Here is a 12251-nt window from a genome sequence, read left to right as displayed (position 1 = left end):
AAAGGAGGAGTTAGAAATAATGAGAAAAACAAGCAAAATGTTTGTTGGTTCTGTCATCGCTACGTCAATGATTGCTGCCCCTCTATCTCTTACGACTTTTGGTCAAACGGCTGAAGCTGCTACAACAACAGGTGTTGATGGAAGTGTCTCAATTGATCCAGTAGCCATTGCCGATAAAATTGAACAAGCAGTAAAATCATCTCAAAATCGTGATGGATTCGTAAAAAATGCGGCATACAGTGCGTTCTATGAAGCAGGTCAAAACTACAACGTAGTTGTCCAAAACTTAAGCCAAGACCACGACTTTAGCGGTCTGAACAATGTTGTCTACTATGATAGTGTTGAATATGACGGTATTACGTTTGGTATTTGGGTATTTGAAGATGGTACGTTTGTCAACAATGGTGACGGTGGATATATTAACTGGACGTTTGTTGGCAGCTTTGACCGAGAAGATGGAAGCGGAACTGTCGATTTTCATAAAAGATTCTAATCTTAAAAGTCTGCCGGTGAATCGGCAGACTTTTTTTATAACGCACATTCTTCTATTTCAAACCCTAAATCCTCAATGATGTGATGATCCGTTTGGACTTGCTGGCCTTTTGTTGTTAAATAATCACCAACAAAAATGGAATTTGCGGCATACAGTGCGAGCGGCTGGAGTGTCCGTAAATTAAACTCTCTGCCTCCAGATACCCGAATTTCTTTTGTTGGGTTGACAAATCTCATCATTGCCAGCACTTTCAATGCTTTGATCGGGTGTGTTCGTTTTTGATGCTCAAGCGGTGTTCCTTCAATGGCATGAAGAAAGTTGACTGGAATTGAATCCGCATCAAGTGCTCTGAGCGCAAAAGCCATTTCAACAATTTGCTGATTGGTTTCACCCATTCCAATAATGACCCCTGAGCAAGGTGACATGCCAGATTGTTTGACCTGCTCAATGGTCGACACGCGGTCATCGTATGTATGAGTTGTCGTAATGTGAGCATGATGATCATGATGTGTATTGATATTGTGATTATACCGATGAACACCCGCTTCCTTCAGCCGCTTCGCTTTTTCTTCATTTAATAACCCAAGACAGGCACACACTTTCAAAGGCATCGTTTCAGTGATTTCCTTGACTGCTGCTGTGACTTCATCTAATTCCCTATGAGAAGGCGCTCTCCCGCTTGCCACAATACAATAAGTCCCGGCTTTTCTTTTGAGAGCCTCACGCGCACCAGCTACAATGGTCTTTTGATCAAGCATTGTATATCTTTCAACTGGTGCTTTTGAAATCATCGACTGTGAACAATATCCACAGTTCTCAGGGCAATATCCACTTTTCGCGTTAAAAATCATATTTAATTTCACCTTTTTTTGAAAAAAATGATATCGCACTTGATAGGCTGCATGCATAATAGGTAACAATTCTCTATCGTCAGCTTCAAGAATGTCTAGACCCTCTTGCGCCGTGATCGGTTCATTTTTCATCGCCTTCTCCGCTATTGCTTCCCAAGACAAAGACAGCTGCTCTCTCATCATGAATGCCCCCTCAATATGTTAACTTATATTTATTAAAAGTTAACATATTGAGCGGATGTTGGCAATCATGTTTCAGATGAAACCAACTCTAAACACCAAAAGGCGATGATTTCATGTCATCGCCTTTAGATATGTAAAGCTAGATTGTTTATCGAACAGTAATATAGTTAATCACAAGCTCGCCTAGTGAATTATAGTAGGAAACTGTTACAGAACCGCGTTGTACAGCGCGAATCCAAGTGAAGTTTGGAGCTGTTTGATCTAATTGAATCGCATACGTTGCACCCGACACAGAAATTTGGCTTGCTGGAAGAGAGACGGCGATTGAAGAACCTACAGAAAGCGTACGGTTCACCGTAATTACTTTATTCATAATAGGAGCTTTTGCTATGACTGGTTCTTTTGGCTGTGCAGCTGCATGAGCACCTTCAGTTTGAGAGAATGTAAGAGCACCTACAGCAGCTAAAGACAATGTACAGATTTTCATGAATTTTTTCATCGGTAACACTCCTTTTTTTGGTATATACATATATTAATAATAATAGAATTATTTGTCAATTAAAATATGTGAAAAAAGAGTAATTATGGCGAAAATTGTCACATATTATGTTGGAAAAGACATGATTTTTTATTCATATGCTATTTCTTTTTTAAGGGAAAAAGAGGTATAAAAAAAGCTGGGTTCGTCCCAGCGTAAAGCAGATGAAAAGAGATGATCAATTGTCGTCTCGCTTTTTTGGCTGACGACCTTTTTGCTTCTCCTTCTCTCTAATGTAGTTAATAAAATCGATGGTTTGTCTTCGTGCTTCTTCGGAAAAATCTGATGCTGCTTTAAACGCAATTTGCAAATCAGGATCGTCTGCAAGATCGTCATCGGGCCTGCCTTTGTCCTTACCTGTGAGAAGATAATCGGTTGAGACCCCATATAATTCGGCAATTTTCACAATCATTTCACCGTCGGGTTTTCTCAAGCCGTATTCCCAGTTTGCATAAGTGGACATCGCCTTTAATCCGAGTTTTTTAGCAACTGTTGACTTGCTCCATCCATGCTTCTCTCTTAATTCAGTTAGAATCTTCCCAGTCAAATTATCCATCAGAAACACCTTTTTTCATGTTATGAGTAAATTTTATCATGAATTACACGGAAAAGATAAATAAATACACAAAAAGAATAAAAATATGATTGACTTACTCGTTTCGTGTATATTATCATAATGAATATAACTTACACATATTGAGTAAGAGGTGGAAAGATGAAACTTGAAAATTTACGAGAAGAGCGCATATTGCAAGGAAAAACACAAACCTATATGGCGAAAAAATTGGGATATAAGTACACAAGCGGCTATGCGAATATCGAAATGGGCAGAACGAAGCCTAGCTTAGAAACAGCAAAGCATATTGCAGATCTGCTGAATACCGGGGTTCAAGAGCTTTTTTTTGGCCAAAAGTTACACGAAAAGAGTAATTGTTTAAGAGAAGATCGGTTCTTAGAAAAGGGGAGACGAGCAGAATGAATATTGAACATCCAATGGTGACTCAGATAAGTGACTTTGGTTATCCAAAAAGTTATTGGTTATATGACATGAAACGATATGGATACCAAACAGAAATTGAGGACAGCTTGGAGGGAGCTGAAGAAGATGAGACATCAGCTGACGTTTGATGCTAGAAAAGAAGCGCAGCTTTGTTTAGACCAAGCTGGCGGCTGGATCGCCTTTCATCATCAGACACCGATGTTTGTTTTTGCCACATCAGAAGAGAAAGAGACATATATGACCCTCCTGGAAGCTAAGGTTGATGATACAAAAAAGGAGGAATCAGGTCAACGTGAAACGATGGAAGCAAATCATGACATTTTTGAAATGCTTGCTCAAAGCGAGTAAAAACGAACAAGACATCCGCCAGTGGGCAAAGGATGACGGGAGATCATAACATGGTCATCCATTTAATCATTGAACATGAGCATTTGTTAACAAAAGAGACATTGATGAAAAGAATACGATCAGCTGCAAAAGGGCAATGCCCGCAAAAATTAAAAGGCGCACTATCACTTGAAATTCGTTTATTTGATCACATGCCGTTTGACATAGCTGACTGCCAAAAAAAGCGTACATACGCAGAAAAAGGGTTGATACGCCCAGTACACGTCAGCATCTTTCAGCCGAATCTACAGCATATTCAAGAAGCACTTCATTCTATAGCCGATGAAGTCCCTCTGCAGATGGTCGATTTAAGAGTTTCTCAGTTTTATAGTATGTGTCCAAGAGTTGAAATCATTATCAATACGGTAGGTGGTGGCACGAGGCCAACACCAAAAAAGGAGACAAGCAGATGAACGAGCCAAAACAACTATTCATTCAAGAAAACCAAACATTTGTCGGTGAGATGGAAAAAGGAAAAATTCAAGTCATCGTGTTAGATGGGAATGTAGGAACGGCTTATAAAATGGATGTACCTGAACATGGAAAAACCATTATTCAAACGGCAAAAGGTCATTTTGCAAGAGTAGATCACGAGATTGGTTTTAAAATCAGCTAACTGACTGAACACATCAAAGCACAATATGTCCAAGACGGAAAGCCTGCGGACACTGATCAAGACCCTGCTAAAGGGGGCCTGATTGGTGTCCGTTTTTTATTTTCTTAAAAAAGGGAGAGAGCCAATATGCAAGATTTACTCATTGAATATAAAAGAGCTTTAAAGAATGCTAGAAAACAATATGAACCATTTAAAGAAAAAGAAGAACATCAGCTGTCCGTTCAAGACAAGCATGATAAAAAAATGATCGCCAGTATGGTAAGCGATCTGGAATACGTAGTAGAATGGCTCCAAATCGGAAGAGAGCCAGGTGCGCGCAGAGGATTAGACAGACGTTCAGTCTATCAGCGTACCATTCTCGCAAATCCAGAAGTGTTAGAGGCTTTATCACATGAATATACCCTTATTCAAGAGAAAGAAAGAGAAGTCAGTGAGAGAGACAAAAAAAGAATTGATGACGCTTTGTCTGTTTTAACAGATCGAGAAAAGGACGTATTCTTTATGCACACAACACAAGGGTTATCGTTTAGCGAGATTGCGGACATGCTGGATGTCAAAAAAGGAACTGTGCAAAAACATATGGAAAGAGCGCGGACGAAAATGTCCAAAAAAGTACAAGAACGCCTATTCAGAGCTGCTGAATAGGTGTTTTTTCTGTTCAAAAATAAATCAGCTAAAGCTTGTCTTACAGTTGCCACCTATAGTTAGAAAGACCAAACGAATGTTTGCTAGCCCTACACAAATGATTCCTTCAGAGGGAATCATTCGAATTAAAAGGAGGCGGCAGGTGAATGTAAATGAAAGATAAACGGATAGAGGCCAAGCAGGATTATATGAAGGGGATGACGTACCAGCAAATTGCTGATCATTACAATGTCTCGATCCATACCGTCAAATCGTGGAAAAGACGATACGGATGGCAAAGACAAAAAACTTCGTCAAAGCAAGCACACTCGATTTTTAATCAATTTCTTTCAGATGAAACGATTGAAATCATGGAGAAAATGGATGGACGCACATCGCTTGATTTAATCTGGGACCAAATTCAAATTCAATATGCAGCCATTATTCGGGCGCAGCGAATCATGTATGTAGCAGATCAAGAGGACATGATCAAAGAGCTGAAAAAGGCGGCATACATGCCTTCTTCATTAGAAGAAACAGGCGAAGGCATTCAGACAGAACTAGACATGACCTCAGAAGAATACTCGTTTCAATTTTCATGGGATCGGCATGCGACGTTTTTAAATGCACAATCCCGTGCAATGGGTGAACTCAGGCGTTTAATAAAACAGTTTGAAGAGCTCGCACATGCGAAGGATGAACGAAGATTAAGGCTGAAGCAAATTGAACTGACGATCGAAAAAACGAAAAAAGCAGTGCGTGAAGAAAAAGAGGAAGATCTTCAAATCATGATCAAGCGAAAAGAGGAAGACTCATGACGCCATTGATTGAAAAAGAAGTCAATCCTCACTTTGAACACTTTCTATTCGATTGGAATCAAAAGTTTCAATTTTTAGTCGGAGGCTATGGCTCCTCCAAAAGCTATCACATTGCTTTAAAGCTTGTCTTAAAACTGCTGGAAGAAAAGCGGACAGCACTTGTCATTCGAGAGGTGTATGATACGCACCGCGAATCAACCTTTTCTTTATTACAAGAAATCGTTAGCGACCTCGGCATCGACCACGTGGTAAAGTGCCGAAGTTCGCCGCTTGCACTAACGTTTCGAAACGGCAGCAGCATCTTATTTAAAGGACTGGACAAGCCTGAAAAATTGAAATCGATCAACAACATCTCGATCATTTGGATTGAGGAATGTTCAGAGGTTTCTTATGAAGGTTTTAAAGAGCTGCTTGGAAGGCTGAGGCATCCATCCTTACCGCTTTATATGATGTTATCGACGAATCCCGTTGGTCAGGATAATTGGACGTACAGACATTTTTTTCGAGATGAACAGCTGAAGCGATTTGTTTTAGATGACGAAACATTATACAAAAAGCGAACCGTTGTCATCAAGGATACGTATTACCATCACTCCACGGCGGAAGATAACCTATTCCTTCCTAAAAGCTACGTGAAGCAGCTGGATGAGCTGAAAGAGTATGACCCAGATCTCTATCGCATTGCGAGGAAGGGGTATTTCGGCATTAATGGCACAAAGGTTTTTCCTCAATTTGAGGTGAGAAGCCATTCTGATGTATTAGAAGCCATTCAGCAGATTGACAGACCGCTGAAACGAGCTGGCATGGATTTTGGATTTGTTGAATCATACAATGCGCTCATTCGGTTAGCTGTCGATCATGAAAAAAAGTACTTATATATTTATTGGGAATATTACGACCGCGGGAAAACAGATGATGAAACAGCCACTGACCTGCAAGAGTTCATTGAATCACAGGAACTGATTAAAGCTGACGCAGCCGAACCTAAAACCGTTCACTATTTTCGGCAGCGCGGATTTCAAATGGTAGCGGCACATAAGTTCCAAGGCTCACGTTTGCAGTATACAAAAAAAATCAAACGGTTTAAGAAAATTATTTGTTCTGATGCTTGTCCATATACCATCTATGAACTTCAATCACTAACCTATAAGGCAGATAAGGATGGACGTCTAGAGGAAGATGAATTTCAAATCGATCCGCACACTTTATCAGCCATCTGGTATGCGCTGGATGATTATGAAGTGACAGATTTGAAACAGACCGCCTCAGAGCGTGTCCGTCCAAACAGAGAGAGGAGGTCCATACAATGAAACAATTGAAAGCAACCATTATGAAGGCAAACATGTCTGATCATACAAAACAAATGTATGCAGATGAATTTTCCTACGAAAAAGATGACATTGTTCCCCCGCCTTACAATATCAATGAATTAAAAAGCATGGCAGAATATTCAACCATTCTTCAGCAATGTATTGATGCGTATAAGACCAATATTTTAGGCTTTGGTTTTGGCGTAGAATATGCCTTTGACTTTAATGCAGAAGGTGTGAAACCGGCAAAAAAGAAAGCAGCAGAGAAGGAATGGACAAGACTTGAAGAGTTTACGAAATACATGAACTATGATGAGTCTGCTGATGTGGTGCTTGGCTATATCATCGAAGACCGGGAGAAAACGGGGAATGGTTTTTTAGAGGTTCTCCGAGATGGTCAGGGAAAGCCGGCAGGAATCGAGTATTTAGATGCGCTCCATATCCGTATTTGCAAGCTTAGTGAGCCAGTTGATGTTGAATTCCGGTATACAGAAAACGGCGAATTGAAAACAATGAATCGAAAGAAACGATTCCGTAAATATGTGCAGGTGATCAATGAAAAGAAAGTCTTTTTCAAGGAGTATGGTGATCCGCGCATTTTACATTGTGAAACAGGCAAATACGATGACACCACCCCAGAGCCGCTGCGCGCAACAGAAGTGATTCATTTTAAAATCGGCAGTGGAACGTATGGGATTCCCCGCTGGATTGGCAACATCGTCAATATGTATGGGGCACGCAAGGCAGAAGAGTTGAACTATCTTTATTTTAAACAAGGGCGGCATGTACCTGGTGCCATCATTGTCGAAAATGGAATGCTGTCTGAGTCTTCCTATCAGCAGCTTCAGGATTATATGGACGATATCGAAGGCTCTGATCATGCACATAAATTTCTATTGCTTGAAGTCGAAGGTCTCCCGACGGAAAAAGGGTTAACTGGAGAAGAAGATGTCTCAAATGTCAAAGTGAACTTCAAATCCCTAGCAGAGATCTTGCAAGAAGATGCACTCTTTTTAGAATACGATGAAAAAACAAGAAACAAAATCCGCTCTGCTTTTCGCCTGCCGCCTATTTACACAGGTGAGTCTCAAGACTATAACAAAGCGACAGCCGATACGGCGCGAAAAACAACAGAAGAACAGGTATTTCAGCCTGAACGGCATCTCATCACAGGAAAGCTCAATACCCTTTTCTTGCCGGATCTTGATATTTGGCATGTTCGTTTCCTATTAAATGGTCCTGACTTTAGAGATCCATTAGAGATTGCCAAGGTTCTGACACCGTTTATTCAGGCTGGGGCAGTGTCACCAAACGATTTGCGAGATCTAGCAGGACGTATCCTTGGGAAAACGTTAGAGGAATGGCCGGAGGATCTCTATTACAGACCTTTAGAAAGCCGCATGACATCAGCCGAACAAGAGCCTCAACGAGAGGCGAATCAGCTGAAGAAATAAACCGAAGCGCATGCGCTTTTTTGAAAGGGGGTGAACATATGCCGAGAGAATTAAAAAACGCAAAAATTACGCATGTTTCCTATGTGGACAGAGCCGCAAACAAAAAGAAATTCTTTTTGATGAAGGCAAAGAAAAGCCAGCCTGATTTTCAAAAGGAGGTTAGTGTGCTGACAAAGGCAGAAGATGCTCATCGTCTTGTGTATGGTGTCGTGTATGAACCGAATACACCTGATGCACACCAAGACTTTATGTCTGCCAAAGAAATTGAAAGAGCGGCACATGGTTTTATGAAGGATGCCCGCCGCATTGACAAGCAGCATGATTTTCAACATGGTGTGGGCGAGGTTGTTGAATCATACATTGCCCCCGCTGATTTTGAGGTAGGCGGTGAGCTGATTCGAAAAGGATCTTGGGTACTTGTAACAAAGGCTTCCCAAGAGATTTGGGATCAAATCCAGAAAGGCCACATTACAGGGTATTCAATGGCTGGAACGGCAGACATCGTAGCAATAGAAGAACAAGATCAGCTCCTATCTCAAAGCACGAATGAGAGAGGGCTTTTTTCTTTGCTGAAAAATTTCTTTTTGAAAGAGGAAGGTGCAAACATGTCACAACAATTTTGGAGCGTTTTAGACCATCTGCTGGAAGCCTTACAGTCAAGTGATGGTGATGAGGCGGGTGTAAGATCAGCGCTTGAGCAATTGCTGCCAATCGTGCAGGACATTTTGAAGACAGAGGATGTGCTTCAAACGATTGGTGAAAGGCCAGCCTCCGTACAAAAACAAGATGCCGCTCTGACAACGGAGCAAGTACAAGAGCTTGAAAAAGCAAAAATGGCCATTGAAAACGTCTTACAGCAGGCAGAACAGCAGGAAACAGATCAAACAGAGGAAGAACCTGTCCAAAAGGTGCTTGAGCAAGTCGTTGCACCGATTCATCATCAGCTTTCTTCCTTAGAGAAATCAGCCAGCAGAGAAAAAGCAGCGCTTGAGCAAGTGCTTCAGCAGCAGCTTTTGCCTATTTCAGAGCGGATTCACATGCTTGAAAAAGCGCGCGGTATGTCAAAACAAACAATCCACGATACACAAAATGACAGTACAAAGCCCATATGGGATGGCTTACTATAAGCCTAAATAAGGAGGAAACAGTGTGAGAAATCAAGAGTTGATTCGCAAGGCCGAAATGACACTTGCCAGCTTAAAAACCGGCGGTCTCATGAACGCAACCCAATCCAACACATTCATTAGAATGATGCAAAATACACCAACCGTTTTAAATGATGCACGTATCATCCCAATGGAAAGTGATTCACAAAAAATCGAAAAAATCGGCTTTGGCCAGCGTATTTTGCGCCCAGCAGAAGAAGGCAAAGCACTTGATGCGAAAGACCGTGTTGTCCCAGCGACAAGCACTGTCCAGCTAAACGCGAAAGAGGTCATCGCAGAGATTCATATGACCTATGACAGCATTGAAAACAATATTGAGAAAGACGGAATTCAGCAGACGATTATGCAAATGCTTGCTGAACGAGCAGCAGTTGACATTGAAGAGCTCATCGTCAATGGCGATACGACTTCAGCAGATCCGTTTTTAGCTCAAATGGATGGCGTGAGAAAACAAGCGGTATCTCATATCGTAGATGCTAATGGAGCGGAAATTAGCCGCCAAATGTTTAAGCAAGCCTATAAAGCGATGCCGTCAAAATATTTACGTGTACCTCAGGATTTCCGTTTCTACACATCTCCAAGCTTAGAGGTTGAGTGGAAGGATCAAGTAGCAAACCGTCAGACAGGCCTTGGAGATGCGGCCATTCAAGGCGGACTTTCTTCTGCATTTGGTGTGCCGGTCAAAGGTCTTGCCAATATGCAGCCATATGACGAAGCGGGAACAGACGTATCAGATATTTTGCTGACACACCCTAAAAATATTATCGTAGGTTTCTCTCGTAATATTCGAATTGAAGTAGAAAAAGATATTCGCAGCCGTAAATTTATTATTGTCCTCACAGCGAAGCTAGACAGCAAATTTGAGGAAGAGGATGCTGTAGCAAAAGTGATGAAAGTGAAAGAGTAGGTGACGGCAGGCCATGATCATTTCTGCTGAAGAACTGCAAGCCTATTCTGTCTTTGATCGTGTGAAAAATCGATCTGTGGAAAGACTGACAGCAGATATTATCGAAGCAGAAGCTGCGGTATTTCAGATCGTAGGTCACGATTTCTCAAGCGAAAAATATCAGCCCCTCCCTGAAAAAGCAAGAATCGCATTATTAAAAATGGCCCAATATTTTGCCATGCTGAATGATGACGAATCTATGATGAAAGGCTTTACGTCAGAGAAAATGGGCGATTATTCATATGCGAAGGCAGCTGATCAAGTCAAAGGCAGACCCTATGTATATGCCCTGCTTGTAGATTACATTGAACCAACATTGACCGGCGGCAGTGCCAAACTAAAGGTGAGATCATTATGAGCTATCAAACTCTATTAACAGATCGCTGTGATCTTTTTCACCTTGAGCATAAGGAGTCTGCCCGCGGAAAATTTGGAATTCCAGCTGATGATTTACAAATAACACTTTCCTATCCCGATGCTCCCAGCCTGACCGATCTAGCTTGTTATGTCATAGAAAAGAACCAGTCACTTGTGCAAGAAGAGCCGAATACAGTCATTTATCAATCCTATCTTGTCCATTTTCCTTTAGAAACTGATATTCGTTTGCATGACAAAATGGTGTGGAATGGCGTGTCATTCAAATTACAGCAGCCTAAAAAAGTGAAAAATCATCACATCGAAGTGATGGCAGTCAGGAAGGAAAATCTATGAAAATTGATGGACTTGACCGGCTGATTTCACAACTGCAGACAGCGGGTGATGGCGGCTTAAAGGCAGAATATCAAGATTGGCTGAAGGACATGGGCCTGCAGTTTTTAGACATCATTCAGGATGAATTAATCAAGGAGAATGCTGTTGATACAGGCCGGCTTCTTAGATCCTTTACACAAGGCGATAAGGAGAATCATTTTCTCATTTCAAAAGGCGGTCTCACACTTGAAGTGGGAACGCAGCTTGAATATGCCTCCTATGTCAATGATGGACATGCCACGTCTTCAAGTGGAGAGCGAAGATGGGTGCCTGGCAGATGGACTGGTAGCCGTTTTGAATATGATCCGAATGCAAGTACAGGAATGATGCTTGCCTCTCAATGGATTGATGGCAATGGCTACTGGGATCATGCTGTCATGCTCTATGAGCAAATGTTTGACCAGTCGCTGGATCGAAAGCTGCAAAGCTGGTTCGATCGACATTTTGGGAGGTGATGGAATGAATCAAGAAGTCGGGGCAATCATGCATTATATCTACACACACTTTCCTGTGACAATGTATGATCGTCTTTTGCCAGAACGCTTTCAAGTGCCATCCGTTTACGTGCCGCCTGTGACAGTGATCAGTGGTCCAGATACGGTTTCTACCTTTATGAAATCTTATTCGCTGCAAGTGAAAGTCTTTCATATTGATACAGAAAAAGCACATGATGCGGCAGAATCAATCGTTGATGCATTGCTTGCTGATCGTCAAATCATTCAGATGATGAGTGAAGACGGAGAGGTGCTTGATGATTATGTCCGCATAAAAAGAGTGGAAACAAGAATGATAGATCAAGGCGTAGCAGCGATTGTCCTGACGTGGGATAGCAGCTATTGGTACAACCGTGATAAACAGGCAAGCCTTGAAGATATCAACTTTTCAGATGGGGTGATCAAACGTGAGCAAGACTAAACATGCTCAGCCCGCTCAAACAGCCGGCGAAGAAAAAGAATTTGGCTTTTCATTTGAAGCCTTAAAGGAGCACAGTAAGGATCTTTTTGGGGTCAAACCAGAAATCCTTGAAGGGGCTCTTTTTTATATCAAACATCAACCAATTACAAAAACAGAAGCGAAAAAGCACATTGATGCTTTTTTGTCCAAGGAGGTTTAAA

Annotated in this window: 20 protein-coding genes; 17 read left to right on the top strand and 3 right to left on the bottom strand. The window is 41.5% G+C overall.

The genetic code is table 11. The annotated features are described in order from the left end of the window. The first annotated feature begins 19 nt into the window (after window positions 1-19). Entirely contained in the window at window positions 20-493 is a 474-nt protein-coding gene (locus tag MHB69_RS14940; protein ID WP_024423274.1) for a hypothetical protein, read from the top strand. 35 nt (window positions 494-528) lie between these two features. Here the strand turns inward: MHB69_RS14940 and bioB are convergent, their stop codons facing one another. The 3 genes from bioB to MHB69_RS14925 form a co-directional block, all read right to left on the bottom strand. Then, window positions 529-1524 (bottom strand): biotin synthase BioB, encoded by a 996-nt coding sequence (gene bioB / locus MHB69_RS14935; RefSeq protein ID WP_041115849.1) that lies wholly within the window; start codon window positions 1522-1524, stop codon window positions 529-531. Window positions 1525-1675: 151 nt separating this feature from the next. After that, on the bottom strand, window positions 1676-2026 hold the full coding sequence (locus MHB69_RS14930; RefSeq protein WP_024425911.1) for a hypothetical protein: 351 nt from the start codon (window positions 2024-2026) through the stop codon (window positions 1676-1678). 217 nt (window positions 2027-2243) lie between these two features. Continuing rightward, window positions 2244-2621, bottom strand: a complete 378-nt coding sequence (locus MHB69_RS14925; RefSeq protein ID WP_024425910.1) for a helix-turn-helix transcriptional regulator — start codon at window positions 2619-2621, stop codon at window positions 2244-2246. Between the two features lie 159 nt (window positions 2622-2780). Here MHB69_RS14925 and MHB69_RS14920 point away from each other — a divergent pair, with 159 nt between their 5' ends. From MHB69_RS14920 to MHB69_RS14845, 16 genes are all read left to right on the top strand, one after another. Beyond that, entirely contained in the window at window positions 2781-3044 is a 264-nt protein-coding gene (locus tag MHB69_RS14920; RefSeq protein ID WP_034282502.1) for a helix-turn-helix transcriptional regulator, read from the top strand. Then, the gene (locus MHB69_RS14915; RefSeq protein WP_169737554.1) at window positions 3041-3193 is read left to right on the top strand and encodes a hypothetical protein; all 153 of its coding nucleotides are present in this window, start codon (window positions 3041-3043) and stop codon (window positions 3191-3193) included. Before MHB69_RS14920 ends, MHB69_RS14915 begins: the two co-directional genes overlap by 4 nt. After that, on the top strand, window positions 3171-3413 hold the full coding sequence (locus tag MHB69_RS14910; RefSeq protein ID WP_080701215.1) for a hypothetical protein: 243 nt from the start codon (window positions 3171-3173) through the stop codon (window positions 3411-3413). The genes MHB69_RS14915 and MHB69_RS14910 overlap by 23 nt, the downstream gene beginning before the upstream one ends. A 50-nt stretch (window positions 3414-3463) precedes the next feature. Beyond that, window positions 3464-3865: a hypothetical protein gene (locus MHB69_RS14905; RefSeq protein ID WP_034282500.1), complete on the top strand. Its 402-nt coding sequence runs from the start codon at window positions 3464-3466 to the stop codon at window positions 3863-3865. Further along, window positions 3862-4068 carry an XtrA/YqaO family protein gene (locus MHB69_RS14900; protein ID WP_024423268.1) on the top strand — a complete coding sequence of 69 codons (207 nt, stop codon included), beginning with the start codon at window positions 3862-3864 and terminating at the stop codon, window positions 4066-4068. Before MHB69_RS14905 ends, MHB69_RS14900 begins: the two co-directional genes overlap by 4 nt. Window positions 4069-4194: 126 nt before the next feature. After that, entirely contained in the window at window positions 4195-4713 is a 519-nt protein-coding gene (locus MHB69_RS14895; RefSeq protein WP_034282498.1) for a sigma-70 family RNA polymerase sigma factor, read from the top strand. Between the two features lie 152 nt (window positions 4714-4865). Next, window positions 4866-5510: a phage terminase small subunit gene (gene terS, locus MHB69_RS14890; RefSeq protein WP_070325950.1), complete on the top strand. Its 645-nt coding sequence runs from the start codon at window positions 4866-4868 to the stop codon at window positions 5508-5510. 8 nt (window positions 5511-5518) lie between these two features. Beyond that, complete coding sequence (locus MHB69_RS14885; protein WP_186365579.1) at window positions 5519-6820, top strand: PBSX family phage terminase large subunit; 1302 nt, start codon at window positions 5519-5521, stop codon at window positions 6818-6820. Beyond that, entirely contained in the window at window positions 6817-8274 is a 1458-nt protein-coding gene (locus MHB69_RS14880; RefSeq protein WP_284384138.1) for a phage portal protein, read from the top strand. The genes MHB69_RS14885 and MHB69_RS14880 overlap by 4 nt, the downstream gene beginning before the upstream one ends. Before the next feature lie 38 nt (window positions 8275-8312). Next, complete coding sequence (locus MHB69_RS14875) at window positions 8313-9401, top strand: XkdF-like putative serine protease domain-containing protein (protein WP_070325949.1); 1089 nt, start codon at window positions 8313-8315, stop codon at window positions 9399-9401. Between the two features lie 22 nt (window positions 9402-9423). Continuing rightward, complete coding sequence (locus MHB69_RS14870; protein WP_024425904.1) at window positions 9424-10347, top strand: phage major capsid protein; 924 nt, start codon at window positions 9424-9426, stop codon at window positions 10345-10347. 13 nt (window positions 10348-10360) lie between these two features. Then, the gene (locus MHB69_RS14865) at window positions 10361-10744 is read left to right on the top strand and encodes a DUF3199 family protein (RefSeq protein WP_024423261.1); all 384 of its coding nucleotides are present in this window, start codon (window positions 10361-10363) and stop codon (window positions 10742-10744) included. After that, on the top strand, window positions 10741-11097 hold the full coding sequence (locus MHB69_RS14860; RefSeq protein WP_070325948.1) for a YqbH/XkdH family protein: 357 nt from the start codon (window positions 10741-10743) through the stop codon (window positions 11095-11097). Before MHB69_RS14865 ends, MHB69_RS14860 begins: the two co-directional genes overlap by 4 nt. After that, the gene (locus MHB69_RS14855; RefSeq protein WP_070325947.1) at window positions 11094-11591 is read left to right on the top strand and encodes an HK97 gp10 family phage protein; all 498 of its coding nucleotides are present in this window, start codon (window positions 11094-11096) and stop codon (window positions 11589-11591) included. Before MHB69_RS14860 ends, MHB69_RS14855 begins: the two co-directional genes overlap by 4 nt. A gap of 4 nt (window positions 11592-11595) precedes the next feature. Continuing rightward, window positions 11596-12051, top strand: a complete 456-nt coding sequence (locus MHB69_RS14850; RefSeq protein WP_034282479.1) for a hypothetical protein — start codon at window positions 11596-11598, stop codon at window positions 12049-12051. Further along, complete coding sequence (locus MHB69_RS14845; protein ID WP_034282476.1) at window positions 12038-12250, top strand: hypothetical protein; 213 nt, start codon at window positions 12038-12040, stop codon at window positions 12248-12250. The genes MHB69_RS14850 and MHB69_RS14845 overlap by 14 nt, the downstream gene beginning before the upstream one ends. The last annotated feature ends 1 nt before the right edge of the window (window position 12251 follow it).

Origin of the sequence: Bacillus sp. FSL K6-0994 (assembly GCF_038630815.1) — a bacterium.
Taxonomy (GTDB): domain Bacteria; phylum Bacillota; class Bacilli; order Bacillales; family Bacillaceae; genus Bacillus; species Bacillus safensis.
The sequence above is the reverse complement of the archived record's forward strand: the minus strand, read 5'-3'. Positions and strand labels throughout refer to the sequence as shown.